Origin of the sequence: Bradyrhizobium sp. 21, assembly GCF_023073335.1 — a bacterium.
GTDB lineage: Bacteria > Pseudomonadota > Alphaproteobacteria > Rhizobiales > Xanthobacteraceae > Bradyrhizobium.
In genome coordinates this window covers 57,482-78,494 of record NZ_JADPJG010000033.1, presented here as the reverse complement: position 1 = coordinate 78,494, position 21,013 = coordinate 57,482, and the positions used below count along the sequence as shown (strand labels likewise).

The 21,013-nt window shown below is 64.3% G+C and carries 23 protein-coding genes; 12 read left to right on the top strand and 11 right to left on the bottom strand.

The genetic code is table 11. From position 1 onward, the window contains the following. Positions 1-318: 318 nt before the first annotated feature. Positions 319-477 (bottom strand): hypothetical protein, encoded by a 159-nt coding sequence (locus IVB31_RS28480; protein ID WP_247330751.1) that lies wholly within the window; start codon positions 475-477, stop codon positions 319-321. A gap of 306 nt (positions 478-783) precedes the next feature. Here IVB31_RS28480 and IVB31_RS28475 point away from each other — a divergent pair, with 306 nt between their 5' ends. After that, positions 784-978, top strand: a complete 195-nt coding sequence (locus IVB31_RS28475) for a hypothetical protein (protein ID WP_247330748.1) — start codon at positions 784-786, stop codon at positions 976-978. 40 nt (positions 979-1,018) lie between these two features. Here the strand turns inward: IVB31_RS28475 and IVB31_RS28470 are convergent, their stop codons facing one another. Next, complete coding sequence (locus IVB31_RS28470) at positions 1,019-2,197, bottom strand: OpgC domain-containing protein (RefSeq protein WP_247330746.1); 1,179 nt, start codon at positions 2,195-2,197, stop codon at positions 1,019-1,021. Positions 2,198-2,455: 258 nt separating this feature from the next. On the opposite strand from IVB31_RS28470, the gene IVB31_RS28465 reads away from it, so the two are divergent. The 3 genes from IVB31_RS28465 to IVB31_RS28455 all read left to right on the top strand — a co-directional run bounded on the left by IVB31_RS28465 (position 2,456) and on the right by IVB31_RS28455 (position 4,066). Beyond that, a complete protein-coding gene (locus IVB31_RS28465) occupies positions 2,456-2,761 on the top strand; it encodes an ETC complex I subunit (protein ID WP_247330744.1) in 306 nt (101 codons plus the stop codon). A 298-nt stretch (positions 2,762-3,059) separates the two neighbouring features. After that, positions 3,060-3,545 (top strand): Lrp/AsnC family transcriptional regulator, encoded by a 486-nt coding sequence (locus IVB31_RS28460; protein WP_247330742.1) that lies wholly within the window; start codon positions 3,060-3,062, stop codon positions 3,543-3,545. Positions 3,546-3,766: 221 nt separating this feature from the next. Further along, positions 3,767-4,066, top strand: coding sequence for a DUF3551 domain-containing protein (locus tag IVB31_RS28455; protein WP_247330740.1), 300 nt, complete (start codon positions 3,767-3,769; stop codon positions 4,064-4,066). A gap of 98 nt (positions 4,067-4,164) precedes the next feature. Here the strand turns inward: IVB31_RS28455 and IVB31_RS28450 are convergent, their stop codons facing one another. Continuing rightward, the gene (locus IVB31_RS28450) at positions 4,165-5,193 is read right to left on the bottom strand and encodes an AraC family transcriptional regulator (RefSeq protein WP_247330738.1); all 1,029 of its coding nucleotides are present in this window, start codon (positions 5,191-5,193) and stop codon (positions 4,165-4,167) included. Between the two features lie 102 nt (positions 5,194-5,295). Here IVB31_RS28450 and IVB31_RS28445 point away from each other — a divergent pair, with 102 nt between their 5' ends. Genes IVB31_RS28445 through IVB31_RS28430 form a run of 4 tightly spaced genes read left to right on the top strand, consistent with a single transcriptional unit; the run spans position 5,296 to position 11,023 of the window. Continuing rightward, a complete protein-coding gene (locus tag IVB31_RS28445; RefSeq protein ID WP_247330736.1) occupies positions 5,296-6,468 on the top strand; it encodes an isovaleryl-CoA dehydrogenase in 1,173 nt (390 codons plus the stop codon). 23 nt (positions 6,469-6,491) lie between these two features. Further along, on the top strand, positions 6,492-8,096 hold the full coding sequence (locus IVB31_RS28440) for a carboxyl transferase domain-containing protein (protein WP_247330734.1): 1,605 nt from the start codon (positions 6,492-6,494) through the stop codon (positions 8,094-8,096). Between the two features lie 4 nt (positions 8,097-8,100). Continuing rightward, positions 8,101-10,104 (top strand): acetyl/propionyl/methylcrotonyl-CoA carboxylase subunit alpha, encoded by a 2,004-nt coding sequence (locus tag IVB31_RS28435; RefSeq protein ID WP_247330731.1) that lies wholly within the window; start codon positions 8,101-8,103, stop codon positions 10,102-10,104. Positions 10,105-10,111: 7 nt separating this feature from the next. Continuing rightward, entirely contained in the window at positions 10,112-11,023 is a 912-nt protein-coding gene (locus IVB31_RS28430) for a hydroxymethylglutaryl-CoA lyase (RefSeq protein ID WP_247330729.1), read from the top strand. A 2-nt stretch (positions 11,024-11,025) separates the two neighbouring features. On the opposite strand, the gene IVB31_RS28425 is transcribed toward IVB31_RS28430, so the two are convergent. From IVB31_RS28425 to IVB31_RS28410, 4 genes are all read right to left on the bottom strand, one after another. Beyond that, a complete protein-coding gene (locus IVB31_RS28425; RefSeq protein WP_247330727.1) occupies positions 11,026-11,952 on the bottom strand; it encodes a dihydrodipicolinate synthase family protein in 927 nt (308 codons plus the stop codon). Between the two features lie 73 nt (positions 11,953-12,025). After that, positions 12,026-13,009 carry a TRAP transporter substrate-binding protein gene (locus IVB31_RS28420; RefSeq protein WP_247330725.1) on the bottom strand — a complete coding sequence of 328 codons (984 nt, stop codon included), beginning with the start codon at positions 13,007-13,009 and terminating at the stop codon, positions 12,026-12,028. A 24-nt stretch (positions 13,010-13,033) separates the two neighbouring features. Further along, positions 13,034-14,299, bottom strand: a complete 1,266-nt coding sequence (locus tag IVB31_RS28415) for a TRAP transporter large permease (RefSeq protein ID WP_247330723.1) — start codon at positions 14,297-14,299, stop codon at positions 13,034-13,036. Next, positions 14,299-14,907, bottom strand: a complete 609-nt coding sequence (locus IVB31_RS28410; RefSeq protein ID WP_247330800.1) for a TRAP transporter small permease — start codon at positions 14,905-14,907, stop codon at positions 14,299-14,301. Before IVB31_RS28410 ends, IVB31_RS28415 begins: the two co-directional genes overlap by 1 nt. A 230-nt stretch (positions 14,908-15,137) precedes the next feature. On the opposite strand from IVB31_RS28410, the gene IVB31_RS28405 reads away from it, so the two are divergent. Further along, the gene (locus tag IVB31_RS28405; RefSeq protein WP_247330721.1) at positions 15,138-15,830 is read left to right on the top strand and encodes a GntR family transcriptional regulator; all 693 of its coding nucleotides are present in this window, start codon (positions 15,138-15,140) and stop codon (positions 15,828-15,830) included. A 119-nt stretch (positions 15,831-15,949) separates the two neighbouring features. Here the strand turns inward: IVB31_RS28405 and IVB31_RS28400 are convergent, their stop codons facing one another. The 3 genes from IVB31_RS28400 to dctP are packed head-to-tail and all read right to left on the bottom strand — an operon-like array spanning position 15,950 to position 18,878. Further along, the gene (locus IVB31_RS28400) at positions 15,950-17,308 is read right to left on the bottom strand and encodes a TRAP transporter large permease (protein WP_247330719.1); all 1,359 of its coding nucleotides are present in this window, start codon (positions 17,306-17,308) and stop codon (positions 15,950-15,952) included. Then, on the bottom strand, positions 17,305-17,859 hold the full coding sequence (locus IVB31_RS28395) for a TRAP transporter small permease (protein WP_247330716.1): 555 nt from the start codon (positions 17,857-17,859) through the stop codon (positions 17,305-17,307). The genes IVB31_RS28400 and IVB31_RS28395 overlap by 4 nt, the downstream gene beginning before the upstream one ends. Continuing rightward, on the bottom strand, positions 17,856-18,878 hold the full coding sequence (gene dctP / locus IVB31_RS28390) for a TRAP transporter substrate-binding protein DctP (protein ID WP_247330714.1): 1,023 nt from the start codon (positions 18,876-18,878) through the stop codon (positions 17,856-17,858). Before dctP ends, IVB31_RS28395 begins: the two co-directional genes overlap by 4 nt. A gap of 294 nt (positions 18,879-19,172) precedes the next feature. Here dctP and IVB31_RS28385 point away from each other — a divergent pair, with 294 nt between their 5' ends. Continuing rightward, positions 19,173-19,415, top strand: a complete 243-nt coding sequence (locus IVB31_RS28385; protein ID WP_045007240.1) for a pentapeptide MXKDX repeat protein — start codon at positions 19,173-19,175, stop codon at positions 19,413-19,415. A gap of 160 nt (positions 19,416-19,575) precedes the next feature. Here IVB31_RS28385 and IVB31_RS28380 read toward each other — a convergent pair whose 3' ends face one another. After that, the gene (locus tag IVB31_RS28380) at positions 19,576-19,923 is read right to left on the bottom strand and encodes a DUF6481 family protein (protein WP_247330712.1); all 348 of its coding nucleotides are present in this window, start codon (positions 19,921-19,923) and stop codon (positions 19,576-19,578) included. A gap of 263 nt (positions 19,924-20,186) precedes the next feature. Between IVB31_RS28380 and IVB31_RS28375 the strand changes: the two genes are divergently transcribed. Beyond that, positions 20,187-20,423, top strand: a complete 237-nt coding sequence (locus IVB31_RS28375; protein ID WP_247330710.1) for a hypothetical protein — start codon at positions 20,187-20,189, stop codon at positions 20,421-20,423. Positions 20,424-20,493: 70 nt separating this feature from the next. Beyond that, the gene (locus tag IVB31_RS28370; protein ID WP_247330707.1) at positions 20,494-20,706 is read left to right on the top strand and encodes a hypothetical protein; all 213 of its coding nucleotides are present in this window, start codon (positions 20,494-20,496) and stop codon (positions 20,704-20,706) included. Positions 20,707-21,013: the final 307 nt, after the last annotated feature.

The following is a 21,013-nucleotide window of genomic DNA, read 5'->3' as shown; positions in this document are numbered from 1 at the left end:
GCGCCTGCCGCGTTGAAGGGGACGACAGGGCGCGCCATCTGGTGCTGCGCCCCAAATCTAATTCAAGTCTCTCTGGAGCGAGGTCTCCATGCCGGTCACCATCGTCAGGGCAGGGTGCGTGACTTATGTACGATTTTTCAAGGCATTGGGACGGAGCATCCCCGCGGAATTCGTAAAATTGCGTCGAACCTTTGGGCGTCGCGCGAGACATATGAGTGTTGGGGATTTCAGCGCCCAATGCCTAAACGGACGCCGCCAAGCGATGATATTCCGCTTGCGCGGCGTTGCGCTTTTCCAGCCCCCGGGAAGCTCCGGGGATCAGTTCGTCGCGTACCAGCCGAGCGGAAACGGCAGGAACGGCCAGACCAACTGATTGTCGTTGGCGGCCTCTAGCGGCGCTTGCTCCGGCGTCTTCGCGAGCGGCGCAGGCGGCGTCGATCGCAGCGCCAGGCGCAGACATGCACATTGCAAATTCATTGTGGTCGCCCCCGTCAATTCTTTTCAAAATTCGTCTCGGCTCAAAAATCACTGCGCGTCCTCAAAACGCCGCGCTCATTCTCAAATCGCGCAGCCAGTCTAGAAAAATTGGCGCCGGCTTTCAACCGGTCTTGCGGCTCCGTCCCGGGAAGTAAGGTTGATCGGTTAGGTTAAGGGCGAGCGGTTGTTGCAGCCGGCTCGGTGATCGTTATCAGATCGCTCCCGGCGCGCGACGGGTTGCCTGAAAAACGTGCTCACACGAGATCACAGTTCGTCGCGGCGCTCGTATCCTGTGAGTTCTGCATCATGTCTTTCGATCGCAACGCCCGAACCGTCGGTCCGCAGTCGAGCTGGACTGAGATATGGCACCTCTGGACCGTGATCGTGCCGCGCCGCTCGATCAACGGACAGCTCGTCTACGGCAAGGTCTGGCGCCGCCATGACGGCCGTGACTGGATCTACAAGCGATTCACCGAGTTCGACGGCGAAGCGGCGGCCTGACGCGGGATCGCTGCCATCAGGCACGGCATCGCTGCCGCCCTCAGGCGGCTTTCGCTGCCGCGGCTGCCGCCGGCTTGGGCGGCGGCGGCTTCAGCGGCTTGTCCTGCTTCTTCGACCACGAGATGTAATAGGCCACCGTCGTCATGATCGCGATGCCGGCGACGCTGACGAAGATCTGCGCGAACAGCGAGCCCGAGCTCATCGACAGCTCGAAATGGCCGACGAAGGACAGGAACACGCCGACGCAGAACACGGCGAGCGATTGCTGGCCGCAGACGATGATCGGATCGAACCCTTTCCATTCCAGGCCCGGCCAGTCCTTCGGCACGAAGCGGATCACCAGGATCACGATCACGACAAAGTGGAGGAAGCGGTAGGGCGCGAGGTTGGTCTTGTCGTTCGGGTTGAATGCCGAGAACAGCCATTCCGGAAACATGCCGCCGAGGGTCGGGAAGCGGCCGGCCATGGTCATCACCAGCGCGAACAGCATGTAGCCAAGGCAGAACCACAGCGTGATCGGCGAATTGATCAGCGTCATCGAGCGCCGCGCGCCGCCCAACGCGCACCAGGCGCCGAACACGAACAGCACCTGCCAGGCATACGGGTTGAAGTACCACTGACCGGCCGGATAGGCGTTCAGGTTCAAGCCGAAGTGACGCGCGGTCAGCCACAGGATGATCGACAGCACCATCGTCAGGTCGGGCTTGCGCAGCATGAACCAGAGCACCGGCGGAAACAGCCCCATCAGCACGATGTAGAGCGGGAGCACGTCGAGATTGAGCGGCTTGAAGCGCAGGAACAGGCCCTGGCGCAGCGTCTCGGTGGCGTTGTCGACGAGGCCGGCGACGTTGAACTCGTTGATCATCTCGGAATCGCCGAAGCGCAGCGCCAGATAGCTGATCGAGGCGATGTAGATCACGAACAGGATGATGTGGGCGACGTACAGCTGCCAGACCCGCTTGGTCAGCCTGGTGGCGCCGACGAGGAAGCCGCGCTCGAGCATCATCCGCGCATAGACGAAGGAGGCGGTGTAGCCGGAGATGAAGACGAACAGGTCGGCAGCGTCGGAAAAGCCGTAATTGCGGGTGGTGATCCAGTTCACCACGTTGTCGGGGATATGGTCGAGGAAGATCGCCCAGTTCGCGATGCCGCGAAACAGGTCGAGCCTGAGGTCACGGCCCTTTTCGGGGAGCGTGGCGTTGATGTTCAGGAAGGCCATGCGACGGGAGCTTTCGGAGGGGACGGACAGGCTGATGTCAGTGAGGCGGTGCCGCCGGGCGGGATCCCGGCGCGGAAGGCGGGTACGCAATTGTCACGGTGCAGCATAATGACTATACCCGTCGGCGAGCCACCCGGGGCCCGGAATCACCAATCAGGTCCCAGACGGTGTCTCTATACTATGCCCGCGGTTTCCACCAACTGCTACCGTGACGCATCGAAATCGAACGAAAAGACGAAGAAGAGGCCCCGACCATCCATGACCGCACGCATTTTCAAGCCCGCCAAGAACGCGATGCAATCCGGCCGGTCGAAGACCAAGGAATGGCAGCTCGACTACGAGCCTGAGCAGCCGCGCGCGGTCGAGCCGCTGATGGGCTGGACCTCGTCCGGCGACATGAAGCAGCAGATCACGCTGCACTTCCACAGCAAGGAAGAGGCGATCGCCTATTGCGAGCGCAAGGGCATCGCCTATCAGGTGATCGAGCCGAAGGATTCGCTGCACCGGTCGGTCGCGTATGCGGATAATTTCTCGTTCAGGCGCGGCGAGCCCTGGACGCATTGAGGGGCGGCGGCCGACTTCATACGACGCGATGCACTCGTCATGCCCGGGCTTGTCCCGGGCATCCACGTTTTTGGGGCCGAGTGAAAGAACGTGGATGGCCGGTATAGGCGAGCGGAAGCGACGTCCTTCGGACGGCTACGCCCGGCCATGACGGCGGGAAGGCATCCCGCCCGCAGACGACGACGTCCCATCGATGATCCCGATCCACGGATCAGCTATTGCCCCGGGCTCTGGCCCTTGGCAGCGATTCCGCAGCATGCTTGGCTGCCGCCATGACACGACCATGACGAGGTGGGGGATGGCCGGGCGTGACCAGATCGACGCCGTCGATCTGAAGATACTCTCCGAACTCCAGCAGGACGGGCGGGTTCGCAACAACGAGCTGGCGCTGCGCGTCGGCGTGTCCGCGCCGAACTGCCTGCGGCGGCTGAAATCGCTGTTCAGCCGCGGCGTGATCCGGGCGGTGCGCGCCGTCATCGACGAGCGGCTGCTCGGCTACGAGGTTGTGTCGTTCGTCTCGATCCAGCTTGGCAGCCAGGCCCAGCCGGTGCTGGAGGCGTTCGAGAGCTCGATCGCCGCGATCCCGCGCATCCAGCAGTGCTGGCGGATTTCGGGGGACACCGACTATCTCCTGAGATGCGTGGCGCCAAGCGTCGAGAGCATGCGCCAGCAACTACTGCATTTCGCGGCGATGCCGAACGTGAAGAACGTGCGCAGCTTCCCGGTGCTGGGGGTGGCGAAGGACGTGCCGCTGCCGTTGCAGGGGATCGTAGCGGCAGGATAGGAGACCAGCACGTTCTCGCGCGGCGCAAAGTTTCATAAGAGCCGGATCAATCACAAAAGCTTAGTAACTCACCTAACTGTGACATGTGATTTAGACAGTTCTGCAATGCGCGAAGCCGTGATTGCCGGTACCGGCCACCGGCCTACATGCGAGGTGCGAACCTCAGCCTGCGTCGCATGCCGAGGCCTCTTTTGTGGGACCCTGAAGCAGGAAAAGACAACATGATCTCGACCTCGAAGACGTTCGTCGCCTCCGCTGCGACGCTGTTTGCCTCTGCGTTTCTCATGATGACCGCTCCGGCTGCGAAAGCCGACGATTTCTGCATCACCAACGGTGCCCAGGCCGCTCACGGCTGCGGCTATCCGACGATGGAGGCCTGCCGGCAAGCGGCCGGCGGCATCGGCGGCTCGTGCTCGCAGAGCGGCGGCGCGAAGACCTCGAACGACGCGCTTGCCTTCCAGCCGAAGCAGACCCAGTCGCGCACCAAGCTTCGCCCGGGCGGCCAGACCAACTCCAACTGACATCCGACATCGAGATCGGTTTCGAAACTTTGCGGCCTCCGGGTTTGCTCTCGGTGGCCGCAAATCATGACAGTCGCGTGACGTTTTGTGCGCGCAGCTCAGCGATATCGGCCGCGAAATTCACGCGGCGAGGCGCCGGTCCAGGTGCGGAAGGCGCGGGAAAAGCTCTTCTCGTTGCGGAAGCCGGCGATCTCCGCGATCCGTTTGATCGGGGCGCGGCCGCGCATCAGTTCCTGCTTGGCGAGCTCGAACTTCGCCTCTTCCTTGAGATCGCGCAGCGATGTCGCTTCCTCGCGCAGGCGCCGATGCATGGTGCGGGTGGAGAGCGCGAGCTCCCTCGCGACGTCGTCGGCGCCGAGACTGCGTCCGCGGGCATTGCGGAGCACGCGCCGCACGCGCTCGACCAGCAGCCGGTCGCGCCGATAGGGCAGCACGGTCAGCCGCAGCGCGCCCTTGAGCATGTTGTCGAGATCGGCGGCGCTGCGCGTCAGCGGCAGCGACAGATAATGCTTGTCGAAGATGATTGAAGCGCGGTCCGCATCGAAGCGGATGGTGCGGCAAAAGATGGTCGGATAGACCGAGACGTGGCCGGGCTCGGCATACGGGAATTCCGCCGTGCGGAGCGCGATCCTGGAATCGACCGCCCAGCAGGAGAATCCGAGCACGTAGCGGAGCAGGGTGACCAGGCAGAATTCGCGTAGCGGCCCGAGGTCGCGCAGCTCCCGGATGGAGACGACCGCAGTTTCCTCGCCGACCTCGAGATCGAGCAACACGTCCTCGGTGATCAGACGATGATGCCGGCACCAGCGCTTCAGCGCGACCTCCAGCGTCGGCGCGGTGATCGAGGCGCGGCACAGCATGCCATAGGTGCCGAAGGGCAGCCGGCGCGAGAACCAGCCCAGCGCCTCGTCGTCGAGCTCGCGCATGGCGTGGCCCGCCAGCGCCTCGAACTGGCCGGCCGTGACGCGCCCGTCCGGAGAATTGACAAGGTCTGGCGCTACCTGGCCCCGGCTCAGCGCCTCCGCGGGGTCACGGCCGTACCGCTCATAGGCCGCAACCACGCCGCGAACGAAGGCGGCGGGGGTCACGGCGCGGCGGGGGATCGCGGTGGCGGCTTGAAAAGGCATGGGACTTCCCTCTGGGCAAGTTTGGCGGAAAATGCAACCTTTTCGACCGCAGAAGGGCCCTGATGCCGTTAGGTTCGGTCCCCAAAATATGGAGGAATCGCCTTGCATATCCCGAGCATCGATTTCGATCTGGGCGAAGACATCAGCATGCTGCGCGACACGTTGCGCGCCTTTGTGGAGGCGGAGATCGCCCCGCGCGCCGCCGAGATCGAGAAGGCCAATCTGTTCCCGGCGGACCTCTGGAAGCGTTTTGGCGACCTCGGCCTGCTCGGCATGACCGCGCCGGAGCAATATGGCGGCTCCAACATGGGCTATCTCGCCCATATCGTCGCCATGGAGGAGATTTCGCGCGGCTCGGCTGCCGTAGGCCTGTCCTACGGCGCCCACTCCAACCTCTGCGTCAACCAGATCCGCCGCAACGGCAATGACTCACAGCGCCAGCGATATTTGCCGAAGCTGATCTCCGGCGAGTATGTCGGCGCGCTCGCGATGTCCGAGCCGGGCGCCGGCTCCGACGTCGTCTCGATGAAGCTGCGTGCCGACAAGCGCGGCGATCGCTACGTGCTCAACGGCTCCAAAATGTGGATCACCAATGGCGGCGATGCCGATGTGCTCGTCGTCTACGCCAAGACCGATCCGGAGGCCGGCCCACGTGGCATGACCGCCTTCCTCATCGAGAAAGGCTTCAAGGGTTTCACCCACGGCCCGCATCTCGACAAGCTGGGTATGCGCGGCTCCAACACCTATCCGCTGTTCTTCGACGAGTGCGAGGTGCCGGCAGAGAATGTGCTGGGCGAGGTCGGTGGAGGCGTCAAGGTTCTGATGTCGGGCCTCGACTACGAGCGTGCGGTGCTCTCCGGCGGCCCGCTCGGCATCATGGCCGCCTGCATGGACGCAGTGGTTCCCTACATGCATGAGCGCAAGCAGTTCGGACAGCCGATCGGCGACTTCCAGCTCATGCAGGGCAAGCTCGCCGACATGTATTCGACCTGGCAGGCCACGCGCGCCTATGTCTATGCCGTCGGTCGCGCCTGCGACCGCACCGATCATGCCCGCACCCTGCGGAAGGATTCCGCCGCCGCGATCCTCTATTCGGCCGAGAAGGCGACGTGGATGGCGGGCGAGGCGATCCAGGCGCTGGGCGGGGTCGGCTACACCAGCGAATTTTCGGTCGGACGTCTGTGGCGCGATGCCAAGCTCTACGAGATCGGCGCGGGGACTTCGGAAGTGCGCCGCATGCTGATCGGTCGCGAATTGATGGCCGAGACGGCTTAAAACCTCACGAAATTGGAATCAAAATGCCGCTCCATTCCAGCATCGATCCGTCTTCATCAGACTTTGCGCGCAACTCCGAGGCCATGCGTACCCTCGTCGCGGATCTGCGCGAAAAGCTCGGCCAGGTCGCCGGCGGCGGCGGCGAGGTCTCGCGCAACCGCCACACGTCGCGCGGCAAGATGCTGGCGCGCGAGCGCGTCGACCTCCTCGTCGATCCCGGCACGGCGTTCATGGAGCTGTCGCCGCTGGCCGCCTATGGGCTCTATGGCGGCGACGTGCATTCGGCGAGTGTCGTCACGGGGGTGGGACGGATCTCGGGCCGCGAATGCGTGATCGTCGCCAACGACGCCACCATCAAGGGCGGCACCTATTACCCGATGACCGTGAAGAAGCATCTGCGCGCGCAGGACGTGGCGCGGCAGAACAATCTTCCCTGCGTCTACATGGTCGATTCCGGCGGCGCCTTCCTGCCGCTCCAGGACGAGATCTTTCCGGACGAGCGTCACTTCGGCCGCATCTTCTACAACCAGGCGCAGATGTCGTCGCAGGGAATCCCGCAGATCGCGATCGTGATGGGCTCCTGCACCGCCGGCGGCGCCTATGTCCCCGCGATGTCGGATGAGAGCATCATCGTGCGCAATCAAGGCACCATCTTTCTCGGCGGGCCGCCCTTGGTGAAGGCTGCCACGGGCGAAGTGGTGACTGCAGAGGAACTCGGCGGCGCCGATGTGCACTCGCGCCAGTCCGGCGTGACCGATCACTACGCCCAGAACGACGCGCATGCGATCGGCATTGCCCGGCGCATCGTCGGCACGCTGAAGCCGTCTACGCGGCCGAACCTCAACATGCATCCGCCGCGCGACCCGCTGTTTGCGGCGGAAGAGATCTACGGCGTGGTGCCGGTCGACGGCAGAAAACCGTTCGACGTGCGCGACATCATCGCGCGTGTGGTTGACGGCTCCGAGTTCGACGAGTTCAAGAAACTCTACGGCACAACGCTGGTGTGTGGCTTCGCCCACATCTGGGGCTATCCGGTCGGCATCATCGCCAACAACGGCATTCTCTTCAGCGAAAGTTCGCTGAAGGGGGCGCATTTCATCGAGCTGTGCTGCCAGCGCGGCATTCCACTGGTGTTTTTGCAGAACATCACCGGCTTCATGGTCGGCAAGAAATACGAGGCAGGCGGCATCGCGCGCGACGGCGCCAAGCTCGTCACGGCGGTTGCGACTGCCTCGGTGCCCAAATTCACGGTCGTGATCGGCGGCTCCTACGGCGCCGGCAATTACGGCATGTGCGGCCGCGCCTACTCACCGCGGTTCCTATGGATGTGGCCGAACGCGCGCATCTCGGTGATGGGCGGCGAGCAGGCCTCGATGGTGCTGAGCCAGGTCCGGCGCGACAATATCGAGGCCAAGGGCGATAGCTGGTCGAAAGACGAGGAAGATACGTTCCGCAAGCCCATCCGCGAGCAATATGAGAGCCAGGGGCATCCGTACTACGCGACCGCGCGTCTCTGGGACGACGGCGTCATCGACCCCGCAGACACCCGCCTCGTGCTCGGCCTTGGCCTCTCGGCGGCGTCGAATGCGCCGATCGAACCGACGAAATTCGGCCTGTTCAGGATGTGATGCGATGGACCGTTCAAAGCTCTACCGCCGTTTTCGCACCCTCCTGATCGCCAACCGCGGCGAGATCGCAGCCCGCGTCATCCGCACCGCGCGCGCCATGGGCCTGCGCACGGTCGCGGTCTATTCCGAGGCCGACCGCGATGCCATGCATGTCGCGCTCGCGGACGAAGCCGTGCTGCTCGGGCCCGCGCGTGCCCGCGACAGCTACCTCAATGTCGAACGGCTGATCGAGGCCGCACGGAAGACCGGCGCGGAGGCGATACATCCCGGCTACGGCTTCCTGTCCGAGAATGCCGAGTTCGCGCAGGCTTGCTTCGATGCGGGGCTCGTCTTTGTCGGTCCGACCGCCGCGATGATGAATGCGATGGGCTCGAAGTCCGGCTCGAAAGCGCTGATGGAGAAGGCGGGCGTGCCGCTGGTGCCCGGCTATCACGGCGAGGCCCAGGACGAGGCGACGCTGGCGAAAGCGGCTGAGAAGGCAGGCTTCCCCGTGCTGGTGAAGGCCTCTGCCGGCGGAGGCGGCCGCGGCATGCGTATCGTTCGCTCAGCGGACGAGCTCGCGCCCGCGATCGTCAGCGCCAAGCGCGAGGCCAAGGCCGCGTTCGGCGATGATCGCATGCTGATTGAAAAGTATGTCGACAATCCCCGGCACATCGAGGTGCAGGTGATTGGCGACAGCCACGGCAATCTGCTGTCGCTGTTCGAGCGCGAATGCACGCTGCAGCGGCGGCACCAGAAGGTGATCGAGGAAGCGCCGTCGCCGACGCTCAATCCGGCCCAGCGAGAGGCCGTCTGCGCCGCCGCCCGCAAGGCGGCAGGTGCGGTGAACTATGTCGGCGCCGGCACCATCGAATTCGTTTCCGACGGCAAGGACGTGTTCTTTATCGAGATGAACACCCGTCTCCAGGTCGAGCATCCCGTGACCGAGCTGATCACCGGGATCGACCTCGTCGAATGGCAGCTGCGCGTCGCCTTCGGCGAGGAGCTGCCTCTGAAGCAGGACCAGATCCGTCTCAACGGCCATGCGGTCGAGGCGCGCGTCTACGCCGAAAATCCGACCAAGAATTTCATGCCGTCGGTCGGCAAGATCTCGACCTGGCGTCTGCCCGCGGAGACCGGTGGGCTGCGCATCGACGCCGGCTATCGTGAGGGCGATGCGGTTTCACCGTACTACGACGCCATGCTGGCAAAAATGATCGCCTGGGCGCCGACGCGGGATGTCGCGATCGAGCGGCTGAACCGTGGGCTGGAAGAGTCCGACGTCCGCGGCATCGTCACCAATATCCCCTTCCTGTCGGCGCTGATGACGCATCCAAGTGTGCGGGCGAATGCGCTCGACACCGGCTTCATCGAACGCGAGCTGGCGGTCCTGACACAGGCCGCACCGGCGCCCGGGGAGCTCGAGCTCTGTGCGGCAGTCGCCGCTGTGATCAACGACGAACGGCAGGCTGCGCAGGCGGACGCGAATTCGCCGTGGCAGAGCTTCGGCTGGATGCCGGTGGGCCGCCGCCAGCGCAGCTTTTCCTTCCGCGTCGGACATGAGCCCGAGCTGAAGGTCACGTTGAACTATGGCAGCGGCCCCTCGACGCTCTCGATCGGCGAACGCGAGCTGGCGTTCGCGATTGTGCCGAAGGACGGCGGCTTCGATCTGACGCTCGACGGCGTGAAATCGTCAGTCGCCGCCGTGATCACTGGTCATGAGCTCTATTTGCGCACGCGCAACGGTCGCTTCGAGCTGCATTGGATCGATCCGTTCGGCGGCGAGACCGAGGAGCAGGCCGGCGCGGACAAGATCGCGGCACCATTGCCGGGCACGGTCGTTGCCGTGCTGGCAGAGGAGGGCGCCAAGCTCGACAAGGGCGCGCCGATCCTGACGCTGGAGGTGATGAAGATGGAGCAGACGCTGCGCGCGCCCTATGCCGGCGTGCTGAAATCCATCAAGTGCAAGGTCGGCGACATCGTCCAGGAGGGCGTCGAGCTCGCCGTGGTCGAACCTTCGGGCGAGTGAGAGTGACATGAGCGACCCCGTCCGCATCGTCGAAATGGGGCCGCGTGACGGCCTGCAGAACGAGAAGGCGGCGGTCAGCGTCGAGGCCCGCATCGCCTTCATCGAGGCGCTGGTCGCGGCCGGGCTTCATACGGTCGAGGTCGGCGCCTTCGTCTCGCCCAAGGCGATCCCGCAGATGGCAAGCTCGGATGCCGTGCTGCGTGGCGTGAGCCACGTCAAGGGCGCCGAATTCCACGTGCTGGTGCCGAACGAGAAGGGTTACGACGCGGCGCACGCCGCTGGTGCGCAAGTCGTCTCGGTGTTTGCCGCGGCCTCCGAGGGTTTTTCGCGGGCCAACATCAATTGTACGGTCGCGGAATCCATCGAGCGGTTCAAGCCGGTGCTGGCGCGCGCGAAGGCCGACGGCGTGCCGGTGCGCGGCTATATCTCCTGCGTGCTCGGCTGTCCGTTCGACGGCGAGATCAAGCCGAAAGCGGTTGCCGATCTCGCCGAGACGTTATGGGAACTCGGCTGCTACGAGATTTCGCTCGGCGACACCATCGGCGTCGGCACGCCTGATAAGGCCAAGCAGATGTTGCGCGCGGTCAGCGCCAACATTCCACCCGCAAAACTCGCGATGCATTTCCACGACACGTACGGCCAGGCCCTCGCCAACCTTTATGCGGGGATGGAGCAGGGCGTCCGCGTCATCGACGCCGCCGCCGGCGGCCTCGGCGGCTGTCCCTACGCGCCGGGCGCGACCGGCAATGTCGCGACCGAGGATGTCGTCTACATGCTTGAAGGCATGGGGATCAGAACCGGGGTCGATATGGACCAGTTGCTGGCGGCCACGAACGAGATGAGCGGCGTGCTGGGCAAGCCGCCGGTAAGCCGCGTGGCGTCCGCGCTGAACGCCAAGCGGAAGCGCGCGTCGATCTAGGCTTATGCTGCCTTCAGGCCCACATCCGGCAGGCGCGGCCGGTTCTTGAGCGCCTTGGCCATCATGGCCTCGACCTCGGCCTTCTCCTGCGGCAGCAGCGCGAGGCGGGGCGGGCGCGTCAGCGCGGTGCCGCGGCCCATGATGTGCTCGCACAGCTTGATGCACTGGACGAGGTCCGGGCGGGCATCCAGATGCAGCAGCGGCATGAACCATTCGTAGAGCGGCATGGCCTCGGCAAAGCGCCCCGCCTTGGCCAGGCGGAACAGCGTCTCGCCCTCGCGCGGGAAGGCGTTCGACATGCCTGAGACCCACCCCACGGCGCCCATGGCGATGCTCTCGACGATGACGTCGTCGAGACCCGCGAACAGCACGAAGCGGTCGCCGACCATGTTCCTGGTGTCGATGAAGCGTCGTGTATCTCCCGACGAATCCTTGAAGCAGACCACGGTCTCGACGTCGGCGAGCGTGGTCAGGATGTCCGGCGTCACGTCGTTCTTGTAGATCGGCGGATTGTTGTAGAGCATCACGGGCAGGTCGGTGGCGGTGGCGACGGCGCGGAAATGCGCGGCGGTCTCGTGCGGCTTCGACGAATAGACCAGGGCCGGCATCACCATCACGCCGTCGATGCCGACGCGTGCGGCTTCCTTGGCCGTCTCGACGGCGAAGGCCGTGGTGAACTCGGCGATGCCGCACAGCACGGGCACGCGGCCGGCCGCGACGGACTTGGCCGTCTCCATGATCGCAACCTTCTCCTTGCGCTCCAGCGAGGTGTTCTCGCCGACGGAGCCGCAGACGATCAGGCCGGAGACGCCGTCGCGGATCAAGCCATCCATCACTTTGGCGGTGGCGTCGATATTGAGCGAGAGATCGTCGTTGAATTGCGTGGTGACAGCCGGGAAGACGCCTTCCCAGGAAACGCGGCGGCTCATGATGTGACTCCGAGTGGATTTTGCCGGCGGGGGCTGGATCCGCCGGGTGTTGTAAAGAGGATGGCGGACGGAATCAGAGCGTGGCGCCGACCTTGCGCAGCTCAGCGAGAACAGGCGCCTTGGGCAGCCAGACCTTGTCGAACTCGGCGATCACCGCCTCCGTGTCGCCGGCGGGGACCTGCCGGATCGGGATCGGCGCATTGCGGAAATTCTCGATCAGCGCCGGCTCGTTGGAGGCCAGCTCGTCGATCTGCGCGTCCAGCGTCGCCTTCACCGTCTTGGCGATCAATTCGCGGTCGGCCGCCGGCAGCGACTGCCAGACCCGGCCCGAGACCACCGCGGCCATCGGCATGAAGACGGCGTTCATCTGCAGGATGACCTTCGACACCTTGTCGAAACGCTGGTTCCAGGAGAATTCGAGATCGGCCTCGAGGCCGTCGACCTGGCCGTTGGCCATCGCATCGAACACCTGCGGCGTCGGGATCGGCGTTGGCGCCGCGCCGAGCGAGGAATAGAAATCGCGGTACACCGGCGTGGGATTGATGCGCAGCTTCATGCCGCGAATGTCGGCGAGCGAGGTCAGATCCTTGGACGAGAACACCGCGCGCATGCCCGTGATGCCCCAGCCGAGGCCGATGGTGCCGGTCTCCTGCGGCAGCACCTCGAACAGCTTGACCGCCGCAGGATGCCGCACGAATTTCGCGACCGCGGGCGTCGAACGAACGATGTAGGGCGCGTTGATCGCCGCGATATGCGGCACGCGCGAGCCGAGCTCGGCGGCCTGGATGAAACCCATGTCGAGCGCACCGGACTGCAATTGCTGCATCATCGCAGGCTCGTTGCCGAGCTGGCCGGAGTGGAACACGGTCAGGGTCAGGCGGCCGTTGGTGGCCGCCTTGAGATCTTCACCAAATTTGAGCGCGGCCTTGTTCCAGGAATGGCCGTTGGGCGTAATCAGGCCAAGGCGGAATTCCTTGGTCTGGGCGAGCGCCAGCGACGGCGCAAACACCGATGCGGCAGCACTGGCGGCGAGAAAGCGGCGGCGTGAAAGCGGCATGGTCGGGCTTCCTTTTGGACGGGCCTATTTGATCAGGATCAGCGAAAGCGACGGATAGAGCGAGAGCAGCACCAGCAGGACGCAGGAGATGACGAAGAACGGCAGCGTCACCACGAACATCTTGCCGGGCTTGGCGCCGGTAACGGCGGCCGCGACGAAGAAGCAGAGCCCGACCGGCGGCGACAACAGGCCGAGCACGAGGTTGATCACCACCACGACGCCGAAATGCCGGGGATCAATGTGATAGACCTCGGTTGCGACCGGCAGCAGGATCGGCACCGTCATGATCAGGCCGGGAATACCGTCGATCACCGTGCCGATCACCAGCAGGATGACGTTGCAGATCAGCATGAAGCTGATCGGGTCCTTGGCCGCTGTCTGGATCCAGGCGGCGGTTTCCTGCGGTACCTTGCCGAAGATCAGGACCCAGGAGAACACGGCGGCGGCCGCCACCAGGAACAGCACGATCGCCGAATAGATGGCGCTGCGCAGCATCATCTGCGGCAGCTGGGCGAACTCGAATTCTTTCGTCCAGTACCTGCCGACGAGCGCCGCGGCCACGGCGCCGACCGCCGCGGATTCCGTCGCATTGGCGAGGCCGGTCAGGATGGTGCCGACGATGACGATCGGGATCAGCAGGGTCGGGGACGTGCGCAGGATCGTCATGACGCGCTGGCGCGGCGTCTGATAGTCCGCGCGGGGGTAGTTGTAGACATATCCCATCAGCGCGATGACGAGGCAGAACATCACCGTGAGGATAACGCCCGGCACGATGCCGGCGATCAGCATGTCGCTGACCGAGACCTGCGCGAGCACGCTGTAGACCACGAACATCACCGATGGCGGGATGATCGGGCCGAGCATGCCGCCATAGGCAGTCAGTCCCGCCGCAAAGGTCTTGTCGTAGCCCTTCTTCTCCATCTCCGGCACCATGATCTGGGCCATGATCGCGACCTGCGCCGTCGCCGATCCCAGAATGGAGGAGATGAACATGTTGGCGAGGATGTTGACGTAGGCGAGCCCGCCCTTCAGCGAGCCGACGAACGCCATCGCCATGTCGACGATGCGCCGCGTGATGCCGCCGCCGTTCATGATTTCGCCGATCAGGATGAAGAGCGGAATGGCGATCAGGCCGTAGCTGTCGACGCCGCCGAAGAGCTGGAGCGGATAGGACTGAAACAGCACCGGATTGCCGGATGCGGCGATGTAGACCAGGCCTGCGAGGCAAAGGCAGAGGCCAATCGGCACGCCGACCAGCATGATCGCGACGAAGGCTGCTGACGTGATCATCAGTTGACCCCGTCGAGCTCGGAGAGCTGAAAGCCCTTCAGGGGCGTACGCGGGACCACTTCGAGGTCCTCCAGGAGGTTGGCGAGGCCATGAATGGTCATCGACACCGCGAAGATCGGCAGCGTCAAATAGAGCACCCAGGTCGGCCAGTTCAGCGTCTGGGTGTGCTCGGTGTAGAGGAAGTTGAAGGTCTCGGCGGCAAGCTTGCGGCCATCGAAACCGGCGAGGGCCAGTCCGATCGGATCCATCCAGAGTGCGCAAGTGATGATCAGGGCGACGCCGAACACGACGACGAGGCCGGTCGAGATCACCTTGGCGATCTTCTGGTGCCGGCGCGAAAGGCGTTCCGTCAGCATGGTGACCGCGAAGTCGAGCCGCAACCGCGTCATCGCGGAGGCGCCGATGAAGGTCAGCCAGACCACGCAATAGACCGCGGATTCATCGATCCAATAGATCGGGAAGCGCGCGTAGCGGGTGACGACGTTCACCAGGATCAGAGCGGTGAGCAGATACATCAGTCCCATTAACGCAAGGCGCTCGACGGCGAGCAGGCCGCTGGACGCCCGGACGACCGTCCGCCGGAGGCTGAGCGCGCGCGGCGCCGGCATCGTCTGCTCGATCATGAAGAGGCCCCAACCCCTAAGATTTGTCGTGCGATTGCCGAATGTATAATTTATACATTTTGGGTGTCAAACGGAGATTGCGATCATTTTGGCGGCAGGACGCGCTTTTGCTGGGCACCTCACTTTTGCTGGGCACCAGCTTTTGTTGGGTCCTCCAACATGCAAGAGAGAGACCGCTTCGGCGGGATGAGTCGGGAAGGACAACAGAAGGTCAGATGAAACAGCCTCTGAAGCATCGCACCCTGTCGGCTGCGATCGTCGACCAGCTCAGGCAGGCGATCCTCGACGGCACCTATCCGGCCGGATCGCAGCTGCGTCAGGACGCGCTTGGCGAGGCCTATGGCGTCAGCCGTATCCCCGTGCGCGAGGCATTGTTTCAGCTCGAAGCGGAAGGTCTGGTGCGGATCGTTCCGCAGAAGGGCGCCATCGTCTCCGAGCTGTCACTGGACGAGATCAACGACGTGTTCGACCTGCGCCGCATCCTGGAGCCGCGACTGCTGGCGCAGTCGGCGCCTCGCTTCACGGCGGAGGATTTCGAGGGGCTCGACGACATCCACAAGCACTTCGAGAAGGCGATCAAGGCGCGCAACGTCAGCGAATGGGGGCAGCTCAACGCCGACTTCCACATGGCGCTCTATGGTCACGCCCCGCAGCCGCGCACGCGGACGATCGTGCTGTCGCTGCTCCAGACCAGCGACCGCTACACCCGCCTCCAGCTCTCCAACACCAAGGCGATGGGCATTGCCGAGAAGGAGCACGCCCATCTGATCGCGCTCTGCCGCGCGCAGAAGGTCGATGAGGCCTGCCGCTTCCTGGAGCGGCATATCGAGGCCGTGCGCAAGGATCTGTTGCAGGTCGTGGTCGGCAGCGCGATCGCGCCGAAGAGGCGGCGGAAGGAGAAATCGTAGGGCCGCAGGCGTAACCCACCATGCCTCCGCATGCGGGACAAAGCTGGTGGGTTACACCTCGCGGACTGCGCTGCGCGCCTCCGCAAGGCTAACTCACCCTACGGCAGGTGTGATTGCCGCTACCTGCTCCCGTCGGGCCCCATCACCAGATCCGGCAGTGCGGTCGAGATCCCCGGCACGAAGCACAGCAGCAGCACCGCGAGCATCATCAAGAGCACGAAGGGCAGGGTGCCCCAGATCACTTCGCGCAAGGGGATGTCCGGCGCCACGTTGCGGATAACGAAGATATTCAACCCCACCGGCGGGTGGATCAGCCCCATCTCCATCACGATGGTCATGACGACGCCGAACCAGATGATATCGAAATTAGCGGCACGTAGCGGCGGCAGGATGATCGGCGCCGTCATCAGGATGATCGAGACCGGCGGCAGGAAGAAGCCGAGCACGACGACCATGACGAGGATTGTGAACAAAAGGCCCCAGCGCGGCAGGTGCATCGCGACGACGGATTCGGCGACCGACTGCGAGATGTGCAGATAGCTCATCACGTAGGAATAGAGCAGCGACATGCCGATGATCATCATCAGCATGGTCGATTCCCGGATCGTCGATTTCATGATGGGCGCAAGGTCGCTCGGCCGCCACACGCTGTAGATCGCCGCGATCAGCGCCAGCGCCAGCAAGCCGCCGAGACCGGCGGTTTCCGACGGCGTCGCGTAGCCGCCATAGAGCGCGATCATGACGCCGGTGAGCAGCAGCACGAACGGGATCACGCGCGGCAGCACGCTGAAACGTTCGGCGAGCGTGTATTCGTCGCGGGCGAGGATCGTGGCTTCAGGGCCTCCGTTCTTGTAGATTGCCTCGGCCGCGGCATATTCCTGGCGGAAGCGGATTACGGCATAGGCGCCGAACAGCGAGACCAGCAGCAGGCCGGGCCCGATGCCGGCAAGGAACAGCCGGCCGAGCGATTTCTCGGCGGCGACCGCGAACAGGATCATGGTGATCGAGGGCGGCAGCAGGATGCCGAGCGTGCCGCCTGCGGCGATGATGCCGGCGGCAAAGCCGCCGGAATAGCCGCGCTTGCGCATCTCGGGGATGCCGGCCGAGCCGATCGCCGAGCAGGTCGCAGGCGAGGAGCCCGCCATTGCCGCGAACAGCGCGCAGGCGAAGACGTTTGCGACGCCGAGCCCGCCCGGAACGCGATGCAGCCAGGCGTGCAGGGCCGAGTAGAGATCCTGACCCGCGCGCGACTTGCCGATCGCGGCGCCCTTCAGGATGAACAGCGGGATCGACAGCAGCGTGATCGAGGCCATTTCCTCGTAGACGTTCTGCGTCACCGTATCGAGAGAGGCGGCGGGCATGTAGATGCCCATGAACACGACCGCGACTGCGCCGAGCGCGAACGCAATGGGCATGCCCGAGAACATCACGACCAGCGTCGCGATGCCGTAGGCGAGGCCGATACCGAAAACGCTCATGGACGCCTGGCTCCTGCGAAGGGCAGCGCAAGCTGCACGATGATCTGGACGCAGAGCAGGCTCATGCCGAACGCCATCAGCGAATAGGGGATGGCCAGCGGCGGCGACCACATCGAGTTCGAGACCTGGCCGTCGACATAGGCTTCATGTGCCAGCGTCCAGGACTTCCAGGCGAAGAAGGCGCAGAACAGGAACGTCACGGCATCGACCAGCCAGAGCCTGATCCGGTTCGCCAGCGGCGAGAGCAGGCCGACGAAGGCCTCGATGCCGATGTGACCGCGGTTCTGCTGCACATAGGCGGCCGTCATGAAGGTGGCGCCGACCAGCAGGAACACCGCGGCCTCGTCCTGCCAGTAATTGGCGGCCTTGAACAAGGCGCGGCTGAGCACGCTGTAGCTCAGGATGGCGCAGGCCGCGATCAGTGCGATCGCTGCGAACACGACGATGATGCTGTTGAGGATGGCGAGACCGCGATCGATCGCCGCCGCAAGGCCGGTCCTTGCGGCAGCGTTTGCCTGGTCGTCACGATCCGGAAGCGGACCGTGGCTCATGCGCCGACGTCGGAGGCGAGCTTGAGCAGGTTTGCCGCCGTCGCGGTCTTGGCGCTGTAGTCCTTCCAGGCGGTGTCGCGGGCGATGTCGCGCCACTTGCCGACGGTGGCGGCATCGAGCGCCGAGACCTTGGCGCCGGCCTTCTCGTAGACCTTGGCGACCTCGACGTCGTCGTCCTGCGCGCCCTTGCGGCCGAAGGCCTCGAGCTCGGTGCCGACCGTGAGCAGGACGTCCTGCTGGGGCTTGGGCAGCTTGTCGAAGATCGCCTTCGACATCATCAGCGGCTCGAGCATGAACCAGTAGGAGGCGCCTGCGCCTGACGTCAGCGACTTCGCGACCTCTTCGAGCCGGAACGAGATCAGGCTGGTGGAGGAGGTGATGCCGGCATCGCAGGCGCCGGTCTGCATCGCCGCGTAGATTTCGTTCGAAGGTACCGACAGCACCGAGGCGCCGGCGGTCTGCAGCACCATGTCCATCTCGCGCGAGCCGCCACGCACCTTCAGTCCCTTGGCATCTTCCGGCGCCACGATCGGCTTGGAACGGCTAGCGACGCCGCCGGCCTGCCACACCCAGCTGAGCAGGATGATGCCCTTGTCGGCGAGGAAATCCGTGAGCGCCTTGCCGACCGGCTCCTTCTTCCAGCGCATGCCCTGGTCGTAGGTGGTCACGAGACCCGGCATCAGGCCGATATTGGTCTCGGGGAGTTCGCCACCGGCGTAAGGCATCGGATAGAGGCTGATGTCGAGAGCGCCCTTGCGCATCGCGGAGAACTGCGCGTTGGTCTTGATCAGCGAGGAGTTCGGATAGATTTCCGCGGCGATGTCGCCGTTGCTGCGCTTGGCCACTTCGGCGGCAAACATGCGGCAGAGCCGGTCACGGAAATCGCCCTTGTCGATGGTGCCGCCCGGGAATTGATGCGAGATCTTCAGCGTGGTCGCGGCATGCGCGGTGCCGATGCCGAAACGGAGAATGGCGGGTGCGGCGACGGCGGTCGCGATCAGATGGCGGCGCGTGAGCATGGTGTGATTCCCTTGGACGGTTCTTGTTTGGTGGGCCTTCGAGAACGACGCTAAGGCCCATCCTAGCCGGTCTTGTACCCAATATTCTCTCATCTGATAGTTCGAGACCGAATGCCGCGGCAAGCGTGAACCTTGCTGCGCTGCACGCGTGCGGTCCATCTCCAGGCGAGCCACGCCAAACGAAGGATGGCAGAAATTTTGTCAACGGCCGCGTAACAACGCCGGCCGTGCATCCGTCGAGATCAGTAGCGGCATCCGTCGCGGACAAACACCATCTCGAAGGGAAGAAGACTCATGACCATTCGCACCCGCATCGTGCTCGGCGTCTCGGCTGCCGCTCTCTCGCTCGGCCTCGCGCTTTCGCCGGCCGCTTTTGCCCAGGACAAGATGGGCAAGGATGACGGCATGATGAAGAAGGACACGATGTCCAAGGACGGCATGAAGAAGGACACCATGTCCAAGGACGACGGCATGAAGAAGGACACGATGTCGAAGGACGGCATGAAGAAAGACGACGGGATGATGAAGAAGAACTGATCTTCCGCCGGTCGTCTCGCCGAGGCGAGCTCGCGATCGTCCGATTTGGAATGCCGTTCGCAGGCAGCCATCGGGGCCGCGCATTCACGCGCGCCCCCGGTGGGCCATTTCGAACTGCCGTGTGAACCGAGGCGTGCCTCGGTTCAATTTGATTTGAACGTTACTTCCGCTTGGCCTTGCGGGCCGCATAGCGGGCGTCACGCTTGGCCTTTTGCTCGGCCTCGGCTTCAGCCGCCTTCTCAACGGCTTCTTCCGCTTCGCGAGCGATCCGCGTGGCTTCGAGCGCAGCGGCTTCTTCCTCACGACGCTTCTGCTCGGCCTTGTCCGCCTCGCGCGCAGCCTTCGACTCGGCCCGCTTGGCCGCGAGGGCCTCGCGCTCGGCACGCTTCGCCGCGACCGCGGGATCGTCGACCCCGGGCTGCGACTTGAATTTGTTCAAAAGGTTTTTGCGTGCGTCCAGCGCCGCCTTTTGCCGGTCTGCGAAACCGGGTTCCCTGAATCCACTCATCGACGAGCCTTGTCTTCCTCGCTTCCGATCCTACATCACTTCGGTTGGTACGTCGGCTGGGCATAGCGGGCGCCACGCGACGCAGAAGCGTGTACATCGCCGCGCGTCGCAACGCCACCCATAATCGCAGCCGATCAGGTAGACGAAAAATCGCCACCCCGACGATCTCTCGTAGCCCCGAAAAACTGCCGAAATGTGATGTCCCTCATAAGGGGCCACGCGGAGCGACGCCTAGCGTCCGCCCGGTACGACGGAGCACGGGTATGACGATCTTCCGACTGAGCCTGAAGGCGATCGCAATCGCCATCGCGGTGGCAGCCGTGGCCGGCGCCGCGCTGCTCCTTGCTCGTCCGCAGCCGATCGAAAGTGCCGTCCTGGGTGCGGATTGGGAATGCACCCGGACCGCGTTTGTGCTCACGAGCTGCGCACCGCGGGTCCAGCAGGCGATCCCGGCGGTCGAAACCTCTCGCAAGGATGCGATCCGGCCGACCCGGGGCTGAACGCGGGCGGGGCCTGGATGTGACGCCACGTCGCAGAGGTGATATAGCCGGCCCACGCGATCAGGTAGCCATGTCCGAGCCCAAACCGGCCGAGAAGCCCAAATCCCCTGCAAGACCGCAATCCGGTGACAACCGCCGCGGCGCCATCGCCGGCCTGATCATCGCGATTGTGATCCTCGGAATTGGCTGGTGGCTCGCCCGCGATCTCACCTCGGCCAGCAAGATGCAGGACTGCCTGATGTCCGGGCGAAGCAATTGCAATGTGATCGAGCCGGCGCGCTAGAAGCTCGCCAGCGCGCCCCGCGCAGACGAAAAAATGCCGTGATCTTAATCATTTGTAACGGGACTTAGCCGACCAAAGCAGGTCAGTCATGTCAGCCGGCATCAGCTCAGCGCGCGGCGAATCGTCTATCGCGCCAAGCACCACGGCATTTGACGGCAATCGAGAGAGTAGGGGTCAAGCACGCATGAGTGCGTCCAGCCGCATGAAGATCATCATTCCCTTGGTTTCGGCCATGGCATTGCTCGTCGTCTCGGCGCAGGCGCAGGAAGCCCGCCCGCCCAGAGACGCTGGCCAGCCATCGGCAGGG

Bases quoted from the DNA above. Each gene is read 5' to 3' on its own strand.
- IVB31_RS28480 (WP_247330751.1), bottom strand. From the start codon at position 477: ATGAATTTGCAATGTGCATGTCTGCGCCTGGCGCTGCGATCGACGCCG.
- IVB31_RS28475 (WP_247330748.1), top strand. From the start codon at position 784: ATGTCTTTCGATCGCAACGCCCGAACCGTCGGTCCGCAGTCGAGCTGG.
- IVB31_RS28470 (WP_247330746.1), bottom strand. From the start codon at position 2,197: ATGGCCTTCCTGAACATCAACGCCACGCTCCCCGAAAAGGGCCGTGAC.
- IVB31_RS28465 (WP_247330744.1), top strand. From the start codon at position 2,456: ATGACCGCACGCATTTTCAAGCCCGCCAAGAACGCGATGCAATCCGGC.
- IVB31_RS28460 (WP_247330742.1), top strand. From the start codon at position 3,060: ATGGCCGGGCGTGACCAGATCGACGCCGTCGATCTGAAGATACTCTCC.
- IVB31_RS28455 (WP_247330740.1), top strand. From the start codon at position 3,767: ATGATCTCGACCTCGAAGACGTTCGTCGCCTCCGCTGCGACGCTGTTT.
- IVB31_RS28450 (WP_247330738.1), bottom strand. From the start codon at position 5,193: ATGCCTTTTCAAGCCGCCACCGCGATCCCCCGCCGCGCCGTGACCCCC.
- IVB31_RS28440 (WP_247330734.1), top strand. From the start codon at position 6,492: ATGCCGCTCCATTCCAGCATCGATCCGTCTTCATCAGACTTTGCGCGC.
- IVB31_RS28435 (WP_247330731.1), top strand. From the start codon at position 8,101: ATGGACCGTTCAAAGCTCTACCGCCGTTTTCGCACCCTCCTGATCGCC.
- IVB31_RS28430 (WP_247330729.1), top strand. From the start codon at position 10,112: ATGAGCGACCCCGTCCGCATCGTCGAAATGGGGCCGCGTGACGGCCTG.
- IVB31_RS28425 (WP_247330727.1), bottom strand. From the start codon at position 11,952: ATGAGCCGCCGCGTTTCCTGGGAAGGCGTCTTCCCGGCTGTCACCACG.
- IVB31_RS28420 (WP_247330725.1), bottom strand. From the start codon at position 13,009: ATGCCGCTTTCACGCCGCCGCTTTCTCGCCGCCAGTGCTGCCGCATCG.
- IVB31_RS28415 (WP_247330723.1), bottom strand. From the start codon at position 14,299: ATGATCACGTCAGCAGCCTTCGTCGCGATCATGCTGGTCGGCGTGCCG.
- IVB31_RS28410 (WP_247330800.1), bottom strand. From the start codon at position 14,907: ATGCCGGCGCCGCGCGCGCTCAGCCTCCGGCGGACGGTCGTCCGGGCG.
- IVB31_RS28405 (WP_247330721.1), top strand. From the start codon at position 15,138: ATGAAACAGCCTCTGAAGCATCGCACCCTGTCGGCTGCGATCGTCGAC.
- IVB31_RS28400 (WP_247330719.1), bottom strand. From the start codon at position 17,308: ATGAGCGTTTTCGGTATCGGCCTCGCCTACGGCATCGCGACGCTGGTC.
- IVB31_RS28395 (WP_247330716.1), bottom strand. From the start codon at position 17,859: ATGAGCCACGGTCCGCTTCCGGATCGTGACGACCAGGCAAACGCTGCC.
- dctP (WP_247330714.1), bottom strand. From the start codon at position 18,878: ATGCTCACGCGCCGCCATCTGATCGCGACCGCCGTCGCCGCACCCGCC.
- IVB31_RS28385 (WP_045007240.1), top strand. From the start codon at position 19,173: ATGACCATTCGCACCCGCATCGTGCTCGGCGTCTCGGCTGCCGCTCTC.
- IVB31_RS28380 (WP_247330712.1), bottom strand. From the start codon at position 19,923: ATGAGTGGATTCAGGGAACCCGGTTTCGCAGACCGGCAAAAGGCGGCG.
- IVB31_RS28375 (WP_247330710.1), top strand. From the start codon at position 20,187: ATGACGATCTTCCGACTGAGCCTGAAGGCGATCGCAATCGCCATCGCG.
- IVB31_RS28370 (WP_247330707.1), top strand. From the start codon at position 20,494: ATGTCCGAGCCCAAACCGGCCGAGAAGCCCAAATCCCCTGCAAGACCG.